Genomic DNA, 17,527 nt, shown 5'->3' with positions numbered 1-17,527 from the left:
AAATGATGAAAAAAAGCACGCTCGCCATAACCCTTGGTCTTATTCTCAGCGCGGGAGCGGCACAGGCCGCCGACCCGAGCATGAGCAGCATTGAAGCACGTCTTGCCGCGCTGGAGCAGCGTTTACAGGCCGCTGAACAGCGCGCTAATGCCGCCGAAAGCCGCGCGCAGGCTGCGGAAAAACAGGCCCAGCAGTTAGCGGCCGCACAGCAAAAAACCGACACTACCACCACGCAAGTTGAGCAGCGCACCGCCAAACTGGAGCAGAAAGCCAGCGATGAAGGCGGCTTTGAGTTCCACGGCTATGCCCGCTCCGGCCTGCTGATGAGCGATTCGGCGAGCAAAACCCAGGGCGGCCCGACCGTAACGCCAGCCGGTGAGACCGGCGGCCATGTGGGTCGTCTGGGTAACGAACCGGATACCTATGTCGAGATGAACCTCGAACATAAACAGACCCTCGCCAACGGCGCGACCACCCGCTTTAAAGTGATGCTTGCCGACGGCCAGCGCACCTATAACGACTGGACCGCCTCCAGTAGCGATCTCAACCTGCGCCAGGCCTTTACGGAGATCGGCCATCTGCCGAGCTTTACCGGCGCATTTAAAGACTCCACCGTCTGGGCGGGGAAACGCTTCGACCGCGATAACTTCGATATCCACTGGATCGACTCCGATGTGGTGTTCCTCGCCGGGACCGGTGCCGGGGTGTACGACATGAAGTGGAGCGACGAGGCGCGCAGCAACCTCTCCCTCTATGGCCGCACCTTTGGCGATATCGAAAACAGCGAAAACACCGCGCAGAACTACATCCTCTCCCTGAACAACTACTACGGCCCGGTGCAGCTGATGGTCAGCGGCATGCGCGCGAAGGATAATGACGACCGCCTCGATCTGGAAGGTAATAAAGTGAAGAGCGACGCGGCGGATAACGGCGTCCACGCCCTGCTCGGCCTGCACAACGACAGCTTCTACGGCCTGCGTGAAGGTTCAGCAAAAACCGCGCTGCTTTACGGTCACGGCCTCGGTGCGGAAGTGAAAGCCATCGGCTCCGACGGCGCGCTGCTGTCGCAGGCCGACACCTGGCGCCTGGCGAGCTACGGCATTACGCCGCTCGGCGGCGGCTGGCACATTGCCCCGGCGGTGCTGGCGCAGAGCAGTAAAGATCGTTACGTCAAAGGCGACAGCTACCAGTGGGCGACCGCCAACGTGCGCCTGATTCAGGGGCTGACGGAAAACTTTGAAATGCAGTATGAAGGGACGTATCAGTACATGGATCTGCGCCCGGAAGGGTACAACGGCCGCAATAACGTGAGCGGCAGCTTCTACAAACTGACCGTTGCGCCAACGCTGAAAGCGGGCGATGTCGGCGAGTTCCTGAAACGCCCGGAAATCCGCCTGTTTGCTACCTGGATGGACTGGGATCACCGGCTGGATAACTACGCCGGGGATGACGCCTTCGGCAGCGCGGGCTTCAAGGCCGGCGGCGAGTGGAACTTCGGCGTACAGATGGAAACCTGGTTCTGATAGCGCGGCCCCTGCGGGGGCCGTTTGCGTAGTCTGAAAGCCTAAAAACAAGACAGAGGTTGTTATGGATTTTGCACAAATTTCCCGCTCGCTGCTCCCCTTGCTCGGCGGCAAAGAGAATATCGCCAGCGCCGCGCACTGTGCGACGCGCCTGCGGCTGGTGCTGGTGGACGACGCGAAAGCGGACACCGCCGCGATTGGCAAAGTCGACGGTGTGAAAGGCTGTTTTCGTAACGCCGGGCAGTTACAAGTCATCTTCGGCACCGGGGTGGTGAACAAAGTCTACGCCGCGTTTATTACCGAGGCGGGGATTAGCGAGTCGAGCAAATCGGAAGCGGCGGATATCGCTGCGCGCAAACTGAACCCGTTCCAGCGCATCGCCCGTTTGCTGTCGAACATCTTCGTGCCGATCATTCCGGCGATTGTTGCGTCGGGCCTGCTGATGGGCCTGCTGGGGATGGTGAAAACCTACGGCTGGGTCAACCCGGATAACGCGCTCTATATCATGCTCGACATGTTCAGCTCGGCGGCGTTTATCATTCTGCCGATCCTGATTGGCTTTACCGCCGCGCGCGAGTTTGGCGGCAACCCCTATCTCGGCGCAACGCTCGGCGGCATCCTTACCCACCCGGCGCTGACCAACGCCTGGGGCGTGGCGGCAGGCTTCCACACCATGAACTTCTTCGGCATCGAAGTGGCGATGATCGGCTACCAGGGAACGGTCTTCCCGGTGCTGCTGGCGGTGTGGTTTATGAGCATGCTGGAAAAACAGCTGCGCCGGGTGATCCCGGACGCGCTGGATCTGATCCTCACCCCGTTCCTGACGGTGATTATCTCCGGCTTTATCGCCATGCTGATTATCGGCCCGGCGGGTCGCGCGCTGGGCGACGGTATCTCGTTTGTGCTTAGTACGCTGATTGCTCACGCGGGCTGGCTGGCGGGGCTGCTGTTTGGCGGGCTCTACTCGGTGATTGTGATTACCGGTGTGCATCACAGCTTCCATGCCATTGAAGCCGGGCTGCTCGGTAACCCGTCGATTGGCGTCAACTTCCTGCTGCCGATCTGGGCGATGGCTAACTTTGCACAGGGCGGTGCGTGTCTGGCGGTGTGGTTTAAAACCAAAGACGCGAAGATCAAAGCGATTACTCTGCCGTCCGCCTTCTCGGCGATGCTAGGCATTACCGAAGCGGCGATTTTTGGTATCAACCTGCGCTTTATGAAGCCGTTTATCGCCGGGTTGATTGGCGGTGCGGTCGGCGGCGCGTGGGTGGTGTCGATGCATGTCTATATGACGGCGGTAGGCCTCACCGGGCTGCCGGGTCTGGCGATTGTGCAGGCCAGCTCGCTGCTTAACTATATTATCGGTATGGCTATCGCATTTAGCGTCGCCTTCATTCTCTCCTTCTTGCTGAAATACAAAACGGACGCGGAATAATGGCATCTGACTCTCTGCTGCCCGCCATTTTACAGGCGGTGATGAAAGGCCAGCCGAAAGCGCTGAGCGACCCCTTCTACCCGGGCTGGCACCTGGCGCCGGTCACCGGGCTGCTCAACGATCCCAATGGATTTATCCAGCTGGGCGGGCGTTACCATCTGTTTTATCAATGGAACGCGCTGGGCTGCCAGCACAACCACAAGTGCTGGGGGCACTGGAGCTCAGAGGATTTACTCCACTGGCAGCATGAGCCGATTGCGCTGATGCCGGATGAAGAGTATGACCGCAGCGGCTGCTACTCCGGTAGCGCCGTGGATAACGACGGCGTGCTGACGCTCTGCTACACCGGCAACGTCAAGTTTGACGACGGCACGCGCACCGCCTGGCAGTGTCTGGCGGTGCAGAACAGTGCAGGCGGCTTCGATAAACTCGGCCCGGCGATCCCGCTGCCAAACGGCTACACCGGCCATGTGCGCGACCCGAAGGTGTGGCGACACGGCGACTTCTGGTACATGGTGCTTGGCGCGCAGGATCTCAATTTGCAGGGCAAAGTGCTGCTACTGCGCTCGGAAAACCTGTGGAACTGGCAGAACCTCGGTGAGATCGCCGGCAGCGGCCTTAACGGGCTGGGCGACGCGGGCTATATGTGGGAGTGCCCGGATCTCTTCGCGCTTGGCGACAGCACCTATCTTATCTGCTGCCCGCAAGGGATTACGCGTGACGAGAAGCGCTGGCTCAACACCCACCCGAGCGCCTATCTCAGCGGCGAGCTGGATTACGACAACGCGCAGTTCCGTCACGGCGAGTTTCACGAGCTGGACGCCGGGTTTGAGTTCTACGCGCCGCAAACCACGCAGAGCGAAGATGGCCGCCGTTTACTGGTTGGCTGGATGGGCGTGCCGGACGGGGAAGAGATGCGCCAGCCCACCGTCGAAAACGGCTGGATCCACCAGATGACCTGCCTGCGCGAATTAACCTCGCGCAACGGTAAGCTTTATCAACAGCCGGTCGTTGAGCTTCAGGCGCTGCGCGGCGAGCAGCACACTTTCAACGGCGAGGCCGACGCGCTGCCCGCGCTGGATGCCGCGTCGCTGGAGCTGATTGTCGAGAGCGCAGGCGATCTCACGTTGAATTTCGCCGACACGTTGATCCTTGAGTGGAGCCAGAGTGAACTGCGCCTCGCGCGCAGAAGCTTTGAGAGCGGCGAGTGGCACTACCGCTACTGGCAAGGCGCGGCGCACAAGTTGCAGATCCTCTGTGACCGCTCAAGCGTGGAGATCTTTATCAATGATGGCGAAGGGGTGATGAACAGCCGCTACTTCCCGCAGCAGCCTGCGCGCTTAACGCTTACGGGTGACGCAGAAGTGCGGGCGCGCTACTGGTCGTTACGAGCTTGCATGGTAGAATAAGCGCTTGTTTCCTTAAGCGATGCAAAACCGTGAGAAAACCTAAACGCGTTACCATCAGTGATATTGCCGCGCTGGCGGGGGTGTCAAAAGCCACCGCCAGCCTGGTGCTTAACGGCCGCGGCAAAGAGCTGCGCGTCGCCCAGGAGACGCGCGAGCGCGTGCAGGCGATTGCCCAGCAGCACCACTATCAGCCCAGTATTTACGCGCGCTTGCTGCGCGAAAACCGCAGCCATACGCTGGGGCTGGTGGTGCCGGAAATCATTAACTATGGTTTCGCCGTCTTCTCTCACGAACTGGAAAATCTCTGTCGCGAAGCGGGCCTGCAACTGCTTATCTCCTGCACCGATGAAAACGCCAGCCAGGAGACCGTAGTGGTAAACAACCTGGTGTCGCGCCAGGTCGATGGCCTGATTGTCGCCTCCAGCATGTTGAACGATGCCGACTACGTAAAACTGAGCGAACAGCTGCCGGTGGTGCTGTTTGACCGCCATATCAGCGACACCCAGCTGCCGCTGGTAATCACCGATTCACTCACACCCACTGCCGAGCTGGTCGAGCGCCTGGCGCGCGCCAACCCGGACGAGATCTATTTTCTTGGCGGCCAGCCGCGCTTATCGCCGACCAAAGATCGTCTTGCAGGCTTTATGCAGGGGCTTGAGCGCGCCGGTGTCACCCCGCGCCCGGAGTGGATCATTCACGGCAATTATCACCCGAGCAGCGGGTATGAGATGTTCGCCGCCCTTTGCGCGCGCCTCGGCCGCCCGCCCAAAGCGCTGTTTACCGCCGCCTGCGGCCTGCTGGAAGGGGTGTTGCGCTATATGAGCCAGCATCACCTGATGGAAAGCGATATCCATATCGCCAGCTTCGACGATCACTATCTCTACGACTCGCTCTCGCTGCCCATCGATACCGTCGAGCAGAACATTCCGCGCCTGGCGCAGGACTGCTTCGATATCATCACGCAACTGGTGGACGGCAACGAACCGACCACGCCGCAGCGCATTCTGCCCGCCACGCTGCGCTGGCGTCATCCTTAACGCATCCCCCTGGCGCGATATGACCGCGCCACTCAGATAAGAATCGGCTTAGCGTATAAGCGCAACGGGAGCACGTTGCGCTTGCTTCTTTTCCATTTGTATTTTAGATTTTCCTAAATTTAGAAAAATCTAAAATACCATGCCACCCTCAAACATTACCCAGTTACAGAACCAGGCAGAGCAGGCCGCTGCGCTGCTGAAAGCGATGAGCCACCCGCGCCGGTTGCTGATTTTGTGCATGCTCTGCGATGCGCCCGGCACCCATGCGGGCGAACTCTCGGCACTGACCGGCCTTAGCCCGTCGGCCACCTCGCAGCACCTGACGCGCATGAAAGATGAGGGGCTGATTGAGAGCGTGCGCCAGGCGCAGCGCATCACCTACTTCATCAAAGATCCCGCCGTGAATCATATCGTCAACACACTTAAGGGCATCTACTGCCCGGAGGTCTGAATATGTCCTACACATCCATTTCCCCGCACGATGCACGGATACAACAGCAGCAGGGCGTGCCGTTGATTGATATTCGCCAGCCGGATGAGTTTCGCCGCGAACATCTGCCCGATGCCCTCTCTCTGCCGCTGGACGATCTGCTGGCCGGTAAACGATTGAGCAGTGAAAAACCCGCGCAAACGGTGATTTTCCACTGCCAGTCAGGAATGCGTACCCAGAAAAACGTTGAGGCGTTGATGCAGGCTGTCGCGCCTGCGCAGGTGCTGTTGCTGGAGGGTGGGCTGGCGAACTGGAAGCGCGCGGGCTTGCCGACGGTGCAGGATAAACGTCAGCCGCGCCCGCTGATGCAGCAGGTGCAGATCGTTGCGGGCAGCCTGGTGCTACTTGGCGTGGTGCTCGGCTACCTGCTCAATCCGGCCTTCTTTCTGCTATCAGGCTTTGTCGGCGCAGGCCTGCTGTTTGCCGGATTAAGCGGCTGGTGCGGCATGGCGCTGCTGCTGGCGAAGATGCCGTGGAACCGATCCTGATGTGCGGCATTTCTCCTCCGGGTCAAATGAGTGATATATTTCCCGGCCTAAACCCAAGGAGACGCCATGGCGGAATTTGATTCACTCGCGCAGGAAGAGCTGGCGCAGGCAGAGGCTTTGCAGCAACAGGCGCGGGATCGTGCCCTGCTCAACCAGGTACTCGACATCTATGGTCAAAAGTATGTGGCTGAGCAGTTAAAAAAAGCGGGCAAATCGGAGTGGAGCCGCGAAGCGCTCAACCGCTGGGTTAATGGCAAAGGCGCGGCGAAAACCCTTACCGCCACCGAAGAGAAGCTGCTGCGCGAGCTGTTGCCCTCCCCGCCCGCGCACCATCCCGATTACCGTTTTCGCTTTATCGATCTCTTTGCCGGTATCGGCGGCATCCGCAGCGGCTTTGAGGCGATTGGCGGGCAGTGCGTCTTTACCAGCGAGTGGAACAAAAACGCGGTGCGCACCTATAAAGCCAACTGGTATAACGACAGCGCCACGCACACCTTTAATCAGGATATCCGCGAAGTGACGCTGAGCGGCAATCCCGCCATCTCTGAAGCGCAGGCTTACGCCCATATCGCGCAGCATATTCCTGAACACGATGTGTTATTAGCCGGTTTCCCCTGCCAGCCCTTTAGCCTTGCGGGCGTCAGTAAGAAGAACGCCCTCGGGCGGGCGCATGGCTTTGAGTGCGAAGCGCAGGGAACGCTCTTTTTCGACGTCGCGCGGATTATCAAAGCCCGCCGCCCGGCGATTTTCGTGCTGGAGAACGTGAAAAACCTCAAGAGCCACGACAAAGGCAAAACCTTCAGCGTGATCATGAATACGCTTGATGAGCTGGGCTATGACGTCGCCGACGCGGAGGCCTCGGGCAAGAACGATCCGAAGATTATCGACGGCAAACACTTTCTGCCGCAGCACCGCGAGCGCATTGTGCTGGTCGGTTTTCGCCGCGACCTCGATCTCGCCGACGGTTTTACGCTGCGCGATATCGACCGCCTCTATCCGCAGCAGCGCCCGACCTTTGGCGAACTGCTGGAGCCGACCGTCGACAGCAAATATGTGCTCTCGCCTAAGCTGTGGGATTACCTCTATCGCTATGCGAAGAAGCACGCCGCCAAAGGCAACGGTTTCGGTTTCGGGCTGGTCGATCCGGCTAATGCCGCCAGCGTGGCGCGCACGCTGTCGGCGCGCTATCACAAAGATGGTTCGGAAATTCTTATCGATCGCGGCTGGGATAAAGCGCTGGGCGAGGCGGACTTTACCCATGCTGAAAACCAGGCGCGCCGCCCGCGTCGCCTGACGCCGCGCGAATGCGCCCGGCTAATGGGCTTTGAGAAAGTGGGCGAGAAGCCGTTTCGCATCCCCGTTTCCGACACCCAGGCGTACCGCCAGTTCGGCAACTCTGTGGTGGTGCCGGTCTTTGCCGCGGTGGCAAAACTGCTGGCGCCGCGCATCGATCTGGCGGTGAAACGGCGCAAAGAGAAGAGCAATCTGTGACGCAGAATACACTTCACTCGGCCTGAGTGAAGTGTTTGATAAGCGATCGTAAAGTTAAGCCAGGCCAGGTCGATAATTCTTGAGCAATCCCGACTCTCTTACGGACTATGGCCATGCTCAAAAACATACGTGTTATCACCGGCATTATTATCGCCCTTTCGGTATTTTGCCTTCTTCAACTGGTCACCGGGGGTCTTTTTTACTCGGCGGTCAATAACGACCGGGTGAATTTCCAGAACACCGGCGTGCTGAATGCGCAGCAAGAAAACCTTGGCGACAGCGTGAATACGCTGATCAAAACCCGCGTTACCGTCACCCGCGTGGCGATTCGCTTTCTGAAAAACCAGCGCGATCCGGCTTCTCTTGCCAGCATCGAAAAGTTGCTCAACACCGCAACCGATTCCCTGCAGAAATCTGAAACCTATTTCAATAACTATAAAAGCACACCGCGCGTCGCCGGGCAGGATAGCGTACTGGCGGACGACGTCGCGCAAAAGATCACTAAGATGCACGATGTGTTGCAGCAGTCGATCGCCTTCCTGCGCGCCAACAATTATGAAGCCTATGGCAACCTGGATGCGCAGCAGGCGCAGGATGATATGGATGCCAGCTACGCCAAGTGGCGTACCGAAAACAACACCTTCTTGCAGGCAGCCGCGCAGCAAAACCAGCACAGCTTTACCAGCATGCAGTGGACGCTGGGGGTGATTCTGCTGGTGGTGATTGCGGTGATGGTGATGATCTGGCTCGGTCTGCAACACCTGCTGTTACGCCCGCTGCACAGCGTGATGAACCATATTCGCGCCATTGCCGGTGGCGATTTGACACAGTCCATTGCGGCGCAAGGACGTAACGAGATGAGCCAGCTGGCGGCCGGTCTGCATGAGATGCAATCTTCGCTGGTGAAAACCGTCAGCGCGGTGCGCAACAGTTCAGATTCGATCTATACCGGGGCCAGCGAAATTTCGACCGGCAATAACGATCTCTCCTCGCGCACCGAGCAGCAGGCGGCGTCGCTGGAAGAGACCGCTGCCAGCATGGAGCAGCTGACTGCAACGGTGAAACAGAACACCGATAACGCCCGTCAGGCGTCGCAGCTGGCAAAAACCGCGTCTGACACCGCGGCGCGCGGCGGCCAGGTAGTGAGCAATGTGGTGCGCACGATGAGCGAGATCTCTGATAGTTCCCAGCAGATCGCCCATATTACTAGCGTGATTGATGGCATTGCCTTCCAGACCAATATCCTGGCACTGAACGCCGCCGTGGAAGCGGCGCGCGCGGGCGAACAGGGCCGTGGCTTCGCCGTGGTCGCAGGCGAAGTGCGCACGCTGGCAAGCCGCAGCGCGCAGGCGGCAAAAGAGATCAAAACGCTGATTGAAAACTCCGTAAACCGCGTCAACTCAGGCACCACGCTGGTGGCGGAAGCGGGCGATACGATGAAAGAGATCGTCAATGCCGTTACCCGCGTGACGGATATTATGGGCGAGATCGCTTCGGCATCCGATGAGCAGAGCAAAGGTATTGAGCAGGTGAGCCTGGCCGTGTCGCAGATGGATAGCGTGACGCAGCAGAACGCCTCGCTGGTGCAGGAGTCCGCCGCCGCGTCCGCCGCACTTGAAGAGCAGGCCGAGCAGCTGCGTCAGGCCGTTGCTGTGTTTCGCGTCAACGGGCACAGCGCGCTGCTGAACGCCAAACCGGGTAAACCGAGCGCCGCGCCGCTGCGTCCGGTGGCTACCGCCAGCACCGGCAGCGGTGACGGCAACTGGGAAACCTTCTGACAGCCATCCCGCGCGATGAAGCTGTCGCGCGGGTTACGCTGCCACCCATTGCGTAATCTCGTGATGTAAGTGTTCGATATACCGCGTCAATTTCGGGAGCGGTCGGCTGTCCTGGCGATAAACCAGATTCACCGGCCGCGGCCTGGGCGTGAAGGGCTGCATGATGCGCACCAGCGTGCCGTTTGCCAGCTCCTCGCGCACCAGGATTTCAGGCTGCAACAGCAGCCCCGCTCCGGCAATCGCCGCCATCCGTAACCCCTGCCCGTCATTACAGCGCAGTACCGGATCGCGCTGCCAGCTCATCTCTCCCGCTTCGCCCGGCAGTTTCCACTCATTGCGCCGGTTCCACACTCCGTTCGACAGACAGCGATGATCGCGCAGTGCCTCCGGTGAGGATGGCTCGCCATAACGCGCCAGATAAGCAGGCGCGGCGCAGATCACCATCCGGTAGAGGCAGAGCGGTTTTACCACCACATCCTCACTGTTCACCGCGCCGATACGGATCGCCAGATCGAACCCCTCCTCCAGCAGATCAACGCTGCGATTACTCAAATCGAGATCGACCCGCACCTGCGGCCACGCCGTGAGAAAAGTGGCAGTAATGGGCGCGATAACGCAGCCGCCAAAGGTAGTTGAGGCGCTGACGCGCAGCGTACCGGCAGGTGCTGCGCGCAGCCGCTCGACCGAGGTTTCGGCAATATGCACCTGCTCCAGCACCCGCCGCGCCTCCTCATAGAAGACGCGACCGGCATCCGTCAGGCTCTGGCGTCGGGTGTTGCGCGCCAGCAGCCGTGTCGCCAGGCTGTTTTCGAGTTGAGCAATGTATTTCCCGACCATCACCGCCGAGATCTCCAGCCTGGCGGCGGCCTGGGTAAAGGACCCCGCCTCTACCACGGCGACAAACACCGCCATGCTGCGCAGCTTATCCATAGTGCAAACCATTAGTTAGGAATGAATAAACATTAAGAGCATTTATCTTATCAATGATTAGCGAAAAAATGACCACTCCGCACACTGAAGGAGAGTTGAAATGAAGATTATCGTAATAGGTGCTACCGGCACCCTTGGCCGCGCAGTGGTGGCCGAGCTGGGTCAAGATAACGAGGTGATAAGCGTCGGGTTAACGCATGGCGATCTACAGGTCGATTTAACGCGTGATGAGAGTGTCGAGGCGCTGTTTGCGCAGACCGGACGCGTTGACGCGATTATCGCCACCACCGGCTCACTCTTTTTCGGCCCGCTAACGGCGATGCGCGCAGAGGATTTTGCTTCCGGCCTTAACGACAAACTACTGGGGCAGGTTCGGCTGTCGCTTATAGGTCAGCACTATCTCAATGATGGCGGCTCGATCACGTTGACCAGCGGCATTATCGGCAGTGAACCCATTGCGCAGGGGGTGAACGCTACCGCGGTCAATGCAGCACTGGAAGGGTTTGTGCGTGCAGCGGCGTGTGAGCTACCGCGCGGCTTACGCATTAACGTCGTCAGCCCGACGGTGCTGAGCGAATCCGTTGAAAAATATGGCGCCTTCTTCCCGGGGTTTGAAAGTGTGCCTGCCGCGCGCGCTGCGCTGGCCTATCGACGCAGTGTTCACGGCGTGCAGACAGGCCGCACCTTTACCGTCGGGTATTAAGCGCGCTGGCTTTCGTCGCCCGCCGGTTTCAGCAGGGTGGTGAACTGCGACCACTGCTGCTGTAATGCGCCGATGTGGTTTTTCTCAAGCGCGGTGATAAACGGCAGCGAACCGCTGTTTTCCACCCGCTGATTCATCTGCGCAAACCAGCTCTTACTGTCGCCAGCATTGGCGGTGATCGCCAGCATCGCCTTGCGGTCCGTCTGTGAGGAGTGGGTTCCGGCATCGAGCTGTTCGATCGCCTGCTGGCTCTGTTTCGCCTGAGCGGTGTCGCCCATGCTTTGCGCCAGCGCCGCCGACTGGGTCAGCACCTCGCGGTTAGTCTGATCCGCCTGCTCGCCTTTCTTTGCCACAAACCCGGCGACGAAATCGCGTGCCTGCTGCTGGTAATCCGCAGAGACAAACTTATCCACCACATAATTGAGTTTCGCCTGGGTCATCGCGACATCCATGCCGAGGGTGGTCTCATCACCGCTGCCTTGCGGCGAGGTCAACGCCTGGTGCAGCGCTGTAGCCATGTCATCGGCATTGATGGTGGAGTGCTGAAAAAAGTCGATAAAGCTTACCGCGTCGTTGGCGGTCGCCGGGTCGCCATAGAAGGCGCTGGCAAGGCTCGGTCCGCGTGCATACGAGGCCATATCGCTATTGCGAAGGGTAGCCATCTCGCGGGCGACCTTTTCGCTCTGCTCTTTGGTGGGTTTTGGCTGGCTCTCTGCTCCGCGCGCCAGCGCTTCTTCAGAGATGGAGAGAGAGATTGAACTCTCGGTGACAATCTCTTTGCCACCAAACGTCATCGTTTTTGACGCACGCACTTCGTATTGCGACTGCGATGCCGCAGTGGCACCAACTTCCTGAATGCTCATTTCGCTTCCTTAGAGTGATTGCTAACGTGATATTTATCGACGTCATCACTATTCTCTTTAAGGTTTTGGCGAAAAAATGTGCACTCGATCGGCATGGGGCGGAGAACCGCCCCGGTGGAATCAGTCGCGGGATTGCACCCAGAAGGCGTGGATCAGGCCCGGGATATAACCCAGCAGCGTGAGCAGAATGTTAAGAAGAAACGCCAGGCCTAAGCCTTTCCCGAGCAGCACGCCCAGCGGCGGAAGAAGAATCGTAATGACAATACGCCAAAAGCCCATAGAGCCTCCTGTGCAAAGTAAATTCCAGGTGATTGATAATTTACACAATCTGTTTAAGCGTAGCCGCTACATGCCAGTGTGCCAGTCTGCCATCAAGAGGTTTACCCTCTTTTACGCTGTACCACGCTCGTCGTTCAGTCTATGTTTACTTTTACAACCTCGTTACAAAGGAGAGACGCATGTTTTCTGTAGGCGATATCGTTCAACCGCGCATTGGCGGACCAAAACTCAAAGTGCTCGAAGTGCATGAGGACCAGCTTATTGTGGTGCCCACTCACGACGAACAGGCGGATAAGCTGACGCTTAAAGCCGAAGATGTCGCGCTCTATAAAGAAGAGGGTGACTTTGGCGTCTGCTGAGTTATTGCGGTGGGCTCGCCCGCCGCGTACCTGCATAAATCTCCTCTCCTGATGCGTAAAACCCCTCTCCTTCCAGACCGCATCTTATGCTGCTATAAACGCCTTATTAGCATAAAACATACTGCCTCAACGCTTTTCACTCTTCGCCAAAGCATAGCGCGCTGCGTTGACCGCTACGCCCTGCAATGAAAACATGTAACACAATGAAAATTAAAGCTTTCATACACTGCTCCAACAATAATAGGGCAATGCATAAAATTGCAGCAGTTGCAGAGCACTTTATCCAGGCGGCAGTCAAAAATAAAAATTAATAGCTAGTTGTGACTTTTAAATCAGACAGATACGCTATGCGCGTAAATAAGTCCGTTTTAAAACGCTAAGCATCTTCATTGCGCCATCATTTTCAAGGAGCTTCATCATGTTCTCTTCGCAGTCTCGCCTGCGCCACGCCGCTGCGGACACTTTCGCGATGGTGGTCTACTGTTCAGTAGTGAACATGGTGATTGAAATATTCCTCTCCGGAATGAGCTTTGAGCAGTCCCTTTCCTCTCGTCTGGTAGCGATCCCGGTTAACATTATTATTGCCTGGCCTTATGGCTTCTATCGCGATCTCTTTATGCACTATGCGCGCCGCATAAGCCCCGCAGGCTGGATGAAAAATCTGGCGGATGTGCTGGCGTATGTCACTTTTCAGTCGCCGGTGTATGTGGCGATTTTGTGGTCGGTAGGGGCGGACTGGCAGCAGATTATGGCGGCGGTCAGTTCAAATATCGTGATATCGATGTTGATGGGTGCGGTGTACGGCTATTTCCTCGACTACTGCCGCCGTCTCTTCCGGGTGAGTCATTACCACCAGGCGAAAGCCTGATGGCAGCTCTCGATTAGTGCTGTTCGCCGAACAGGCCAGTCAGGAAGCGCTCAAGCGCCATACGCGAACTGAAACCATGCGGAATGCCGTAATGATCCTGTTCATGACCGCCCAGGTAGAGCGGGAAATTGTGGTAGTGATCGCACAACTTAATGTCCGATGCGGGATCGGCCAGCGATGAACTGCGCTCTTTCAGGGTTGGATGGATAATCAGCGCCGTGCGGCCCATACGAGCTTCACGGTTAACATAAACATAGTTTTCGCCACGGCGATAACCGTACGCTTTGTTGGTCGCCACATCCATCGTAAAGCCGACATTCTCCAGCACGCGCGCCACTTCATCGGGTCGTAAATACATAGATTTTCCTCATCATCTCTCAACTGCTTCGCAACCTTACAGTACTGAGCATGGTCAGTGACTCAGAAAATTCCACAAACTGCGCGTAAAAGGGCGTTTGCCGTTTGGCCTGTAAAATTATGGTCTACGCTTAAAAGCACACCAAAAAAAGGGAGGCTACTATGTTAAACAGACCCACACGCCGTGAAGTAGATGAAGGTGTTGAAGATATCAATAATGATGTCAACCAGTTAGCTGATAGCCTGGAAGAGTTGCTTAAATCCTGGGGCAGCGACGCGAAAGAGGAAGGCGAATCTGCGCGCCGTAAAGCGCAGGCGCTGCTGAAAGAGACTCGCGCCCGCATGCATGGTCGCAACCGTGTGCAACAAGCAGCACGTGACGCCGTTGGCTGTGCCGATAGCTTTGTGAAAGACCGTCCGTGGTGCAGCGTAGGCGCTGCTGCTGCCGTCGGTATTTTTGTCGGTGCGCTGCTCAGCTTCCGTCGTTAATTTATACAAATAATCTGAAACCTCTGCCCATCCTGCCGGATGGCAGGGGTTTTTCTTTGTCCTTTTTCCACCCCGCTTTACAATACGCGGCGACATTTCGCCCTTACCCATTCAGCCACTTCCCTGGGCACGGCCTGTGTCTTTTTCCCATATATTGTATGGTTGATAAAATTTATAACTACATCTAGTATCTCTTCTTGTACTCCATACACTAACTGACGCGACTTATCGCGCCGCTCTATTACTTTTAACGGAAATACAAATCATGCGCATTACTATTTACACTCGAGATGATTGTGTTCAGTGCCACGCCACAAAACGGGCGATGGAGAGCCGCGGTTTTGAGTTTGAGATGGTGAACATTGATCACGTACCGGATGCCGCAGACCAGCTGCGCGCGATGGGTTTTCGCCAGCTGCCGGTGGTGGTTGCAGGCGAGACAAAGTGGTCCGGCTTCCGCCCGGATATGATTAATCGTCTCAGCGCAGCCGCATGAGCACGCTCGTCTACTTCTCCAGCAGCTCGGAAAACACCCATCGCTTTATTGAGCGTCTTGGGCTGCCGGCGGTGCGCATTCCACTTAACGAGCGTGAGCGCATTCAGGTAGACGAACCCTATATTTTGGTGGTTCCCAGCTATGGCGGCGGCGGCACGGCAGGCGCTGTGCCGCGCCAGGTGATCCGCTTTTTGAACGATCCGCATAATCGGGCGTTGATTCGCGGCGTGATCGCCGCCGGCAATCGCAGCTTTGGCGATGCATTTTGCCGCGCGGGCGATGTGATCGCGCAGAAGTGCGCGGTGCCCTATCTCTATCGGTTTGAATTGATGGGGACTGCGCAGGACATCATCAACGTGCGAACAGGAGTAAGCGAATTTTGGCAACGACAACCGCAGCGCGCGTGATGCAGAGCACGCCCGATTTCCATGCCCTGAATGCCATGCTCAATCTTTACGATCGCAATGGCCGCATTCAGTTTGAAAAAGACCACCAGGCGGTGGAGGCGTTTATGGCGCACCACGTTCGCCCCAACAGCGTTCACTTTGCGAGCCAGGATGAGCGCCTTAGCTGGCTGGTGGCGGAAAATTATTACGATGAGAGCGTGCTCGCGCGCTATGAGCGGGCGTTTGTCATCGATCTGCTGGCGAAAGCGAAGGCGCGCGGTTTCCGCTTCCAGACCTTCCTCGGCGCCTGGAAGTTCTACACCAGCTACACGCTGAAAACCTTTGATGGCAAACGCTATCTGGAGGATTTTGAAGATCGCGCCTGCATGGTGGCCTTAACGCTGGCGCAGGGCGACACCGCGCTGGCGCAGGAGTTGGTGGAGGAGATCCTCTCTGCCCGCTTCCAGCCCGCTACGCCGACCTTCCTCAACTGCGGTAAAAAGCAGCGCGGCGAACTGGTCTCCTGTTTCCTGCTGCGTATTGAAGACAATATGGAATCAATTGGCCGCGCGGTGAACTCCGCCCTGCAACTCTCCAAACGCGGCGGCGGCGTGGCCTTTTTGCTCTCGAATCTGCGCGAAGCAGGTGCGCCGATCAAACGCATTGAAAACCAGTCTTCCGGCGTGATCCCGGTGATGAAGATGCTGGAAGATGCCTTTTCCTATGCCAATCAGCTTGGCGCACGCCAGGGCGCGGGGGCGGTCTATCTGCATGCACATCATCCCGATATTCTGCGTTTTCTGGATACCAAGCGCGAAAACGCCGATGAGAAGATCCGCATCAAAACTCTGTCATTAGGCGTGGTGATCCCGGATATCACCTTCCAGCTGGCAAAAGAGAACGCGCAGATGGCGCTCTTCTCCCCCTACGATGTGGAACGTCTGTATGGCAAGCCGTTTGGCGATATGGCGATCAGCGAAAACTACGGCCAGCTGGTTGCCGACGAGCGGGTGCGCAAAAGCTGGATTAATGCGCGCGACTTCTTCCAGACGCTAGCGGAGATCCAGTTTGAGTCCGGCTACCCTTACATCATGTTTGAAGATACGGTTAACCGCGCCAACCCGATTGCCGGGCGCATCAATATGAGCAACCTCTGCTCGGAGATTTTGCAGGTTAACAGCGCCTCAACCTTTGATGACAACCTCGATTACGCCGAAACCGGGCATGATATCTCCTGTAATCTCGGCTCGCTGAACATTGCCCACACCATGGATTCGCCCGATTTCGGCCGTACCGTTGAGACGGCGATCCGCGGTTTAACCGCCGTCTCCGATATGAGCCATATCCGCTCGGTGCCGTCGGTAGAAGCGGGCAACGCCGCCTCCCATGCGATTGGGCTGGGGCAGATGAACCTGCACGGCTACCTGGCGCGCGAAGGCATTGCCTACGGCAGCCCGGAAGGACTCGATTTCACCAACTTCTACTTCTACACCATCACCTGGCATGCGTTGAATACCTCGATGATGCTCGCCCGCGAGCGCGGCCAGACCTTTGCCGGTTTCCCCGCCTCTCGCTACGCCAGCGGTGAGTACTTTGACCGCTATCTTGAAGGCGACTGGCAGCCGAAAACCGATAAAGTGCGCGCGCTGTTTGCCCGCGCCAATATCACCATCCCGACGCGCGAGATGTGGCAACAACTACGCGAAGAGGTGATGCGTTACGGCATCTATAACCAGAATTTGCAGGCGGTGCCGCCGACCGGGTCGATCTCCTATATCAACCATGCGACATCGAGTATTCACCCGATTGTGTCGAAGATTGAGATCCGTAAAGAGGGCAAAACCGGGCGCGTTTACTACCCTGCCCCGTTTATGACCAATGAGAACCTGGCCCTGTATGAAGATGCCTATGAGATTGGGCCGGAGAAGATCATTGATACCTACGCCGAAGCGACGCGCCATGTCGATCAGGGCCTGTCACTGACGCTCTTTTTCAAAGATACCGCCACCACGCGCGACATCAACCGGGCGCAAATTTACGCCTGGAAAAAGGGCATTAAGACGCTCTACTACATCCGCCTGCGCCAGCTTGCGCTGGAAGGTACCGAAATCCAGGGCTGCGTCTCCTGTGCGCTATGAGGAAAACA

The 17,527-nt window shown here is 57.6% G+C and carries 19 protein-coding genes; 15 read left to right on the top strand and 4 right to left on the bottom strand.

Translation table 11 applies throughout. The annotated features are described in order from the left end of the window. Positions 1-5: 5 nt before the first annotated feature. The 8 genes from EH164_RS04805 to EH164_RS04770 all read left to right on the top strand — a co-directional run bounded on the left by EH164_RS04805 (position 6) and on the right by EH164_RS04770 (position 9,651). Entirely contained in the window at positions 6-1,523 is a 1,518-nt protein-coding gene (locus EH164_RS04805; RefSeq protein ID WP_023480624.1) for a carbohydrate porin, read from the top strand. Between the two features lie 64 nt (positions 1,524-1,587). Continuing rightward, positions 1,588-2,958 (top strand): sucrose-specific PTS transporter subunit IIBC, encoded by a 1,371-nt coding sequence (locus EH164_RS04800; RefSeq protein ID WP_124967474.1) that lies wholly within the window; start codon positions 1,588-1,590, stop codon positions 2,956-2,958. Continuing rightward, complete coding sequence (locus EH164_RS04795) at positions 2,958-4,367, top strand: sucrose-6-phosphate hydrolase (protein ID WP_124967473.1); 1,410 nt, start codon at positions 2,958-2,960, stop codon at positions 4,365-4,367. The genes EH164_RS04800 and EH164_RS04795 overlap by 1 nt, the downstream gene beginning before the upstream one ends. Before the next feature lie 29 nt (positions 4,368-4,396). Continuing rightward, entirely contained in the window at positions 4,397-5,404 is a 1,008-nt protein-coding gene (locus EH164_RS04790) for a LacI family DNA-binding transcriptional regulator (protein WP_124967472.1), read from the top strand. Between the two features lie 139 nt (positions 5,405-5,543). After that, the gene (locus EH164_RS04785) at positions 5,544-5,855 is read left to right on the top strand and encodes a helix-turn-helix transcriptional regulator (RefSeq protein WP_124967471.1); all 312 of its coding nucleotides are present in this window, start codon (positions 5,544-5,546) and stop codon (positions 5,853-5,855) included. A 2-nt stretch (positions 5,856-5,857) separates the two neighbouring features. After that, on the top strand, positions 5,858-6,382 hold the full coding sequence (locus EH164_RS04780; RefSeq protein WP_124967470.1) for a rhodanese family protein: 525 nt from the start codon (positions 5,858-5,860) through the stop codon (positions 6,380-6,382). Positions 6,383-6,448: 66 nt separating this feature from the next. Next, positions 6,449-7,873, top strand: coding sequence for a DNA cytosine methyltransferase (locus EH164_RS04775; protein WP_124967469.1), 1,425 nt, complete (start codon positions 6,449-6,451; stop codon positions 7,871-7,873). Between the two features lie 113 nt (positions 7,874-7,986). Continuing rightward, on the top strand, positions 7,987-9,651 hold the full coding sequence (locus EH164_RS04770; RefSeq protein ID WP_124967468.1) for a methyl-accepting chemotaxis protein: 1,665 nt from the start codon (positions 7,987-7,989) through the stop codon (positions 9,649-9,651). 33 nt (positions 9,652-9,684) lie between these two features. On the opposite strand, the gene EH164_RS04765 is transcribed toward EH164_RS04770, so the two are convergent. Beyond that, positions 9,685-10,581, bottom strand: coding sequence for a LysR family transcriptional regulator (locus EH164_RS04765; protein WP_124967467.1), 897 nt, complete (start codon positions 10,579-10,581; stop codon positions 9,685-9,687). A gap of 100 nt (positions 10,582-10,681) precedes the next feature. Here EH164_RS04765 and EH164_RS04760 point away from each other — a divergent pair, with 100 nt between their 5' ends. Continuing rightward, entirely contained in the window at positions 10,682-11,284 is a 603-nt protein-coding gene (locus EH164_RS04760) for a short chain dehydrogenase (protein ID WP_124967466.1), read from the top strand. Here the strand turns inward: EH164_RS04760 and EH164_RS04755 are convergent. Both EH164_RS04755 and EH164_RS04750 read right to left on the bottom strand, forming a co-directional pair. Then, the gene (locus tag EH164_RS04755; protein ID WP_124967465.1) at positions 11,281-12,147 is read right to left on the bottom strand and encodes a hypothetical protein; all 867 of its coding nucleotides are present in this window, start codon (positions 12,145-12,147) and stop codon (positions 11,281-11,283) included. The genes EH164_RS04760 and EH164_RS04755 overlap by 4 nt on opposite strands. A gap of 120 nt (positions 12,148-12,267) precedes the next feature. After that, positions 12,268-12,426 (bottom strand): YqaE/Pmp3 family membrane protein, encoded by a 159-nt coding sequence (locus tag EH164_RS04750; protein ID WP_023480545.1) that lies wholly within the window; start codon positions 12,424-12,426, stop codon positions 12,268-12,270. Between the two features lie 179 nt (positions 12,427-12,605). Here EH164_RS04750 and EH164_RS04745 point away from each other — a divergent pair, with 179 nt between their 5' ends. Then, positions 12,606-12,785, top strand: a complete 180-nt coding sequence (locus tag EH164_RS04745) for a hypothetical protein (RefSeq protein ID WP_023480566.1) — start codon at positions 12,606-12,608, stop codon at positions 12,783-12,785. A gap of 418 nt (positions 12,786-13,203) precedes the next feature. Continuing rightward, a complete protein-coding gene (gene alaE / locus EH164_RS04740) occupies positions 13,204-13,653 on the top strand; it encodes an L-alanine exporter AlaE (protein ID WP_124967464.1) in 450 nt (149 codons plus the stop codon). Between the two features lie 13 nt (positions 13,654-13,666). Here alaE and EH164_RS04735 read toward each other — a convergent pair whose 3' ends face one another. Next, positions 13,667-14,011 (bottom strand): DUF2002 family protein, encoded by a 345-nt coding sequence (locus tag EH164_RS04735; protein ID WP_023480645.1) that lies wholly within the window; start codon positions 14,009-14,011, stop codon positions 13,667-13,669. 161 nt (positions 14,012-14,172) lie between these two features. Here EH164_RS04735 and EH164_RS04730 point away from each other — a divergent pair, with 161 nt between their 5' ends. The 4 genes from EH164_RS04730 to nrdE all read left to right on the top strand — a co-directional run bounded on the left by EH164_RS04730 (position 14,173) and on the right by nrdE (position 17,519). Further along, the gene (locus EH164_RS04730; RefSeq protein WP_124967463.1) at positions 14,173-14,499 is read left to right on the top strand and encodes a DUF883 domain-containing protein; all 327 of its coding nucleotides are present in this window, start codon (positions 14,173-14,175) and stop codon (positions 14,497-14,499) included. A 265-nt stretch (positions 14,500-14,764) separates the two neighbouring features. Then, positions 14,765-14,995: a glutaredoxin-like protein NrdH gene (gene nrdH, locus EH164_RS04725; RefSeq protein WP_042712550.1), complete on the top strand. Its 231-nt coding sequence runs from the start codon at positions 14,765-14,767 to the stop codon at positions 14,993-14,995. Then, positions 14,992-15,402: a class Ib ribonucleoside-diphosphate reductase assembly flavoprotein NrdI gene (nrdI, locus tag EH164_RS04720; RefSeq protein ID WP_124967462.1), complete on the top strand. Its 411-nt coding sequence runs from the start codon at positions 14,992-14,994 to the stop codon at positions 15,400-15,402. Before nrdH ends, nrdI begins: the two co-directional genes overlap by 4 nt. After that, complete coding sequence (gene nrdE, locus EH164_RS04715) at positions 15,375-17,519, top strand: class 1b ribonucleoside-diphosphate reductase subunit alpha (protein WP_124967461.1); 2,145 nt, start codon at positions 15,375-15,377, stop codon at positions 17,517-17,519. The genes nrdI and nrdE overlap by 28 nt, the downstream gene beginning before the upstream one ends. Positions 17,520-17,527 lie beyond the last annotated feature (8 nt).

Origin of the sequence: Kosakonia sp. CCTCC M2018092 (assembly GCF_003864115.1) — a bacterium.
GTDB lineage: Bacteria > Pseudomonadota > Gammaproteobacteria > Enterobacterales > Enterobacteriaceae > Kosakonia > Kosakonia cowanii.
The sequence above is the reverse complement of the archived record's forward strand: the minus strand, read 5'-3'. Positions and strand labels throughout refer to the sequence as shown.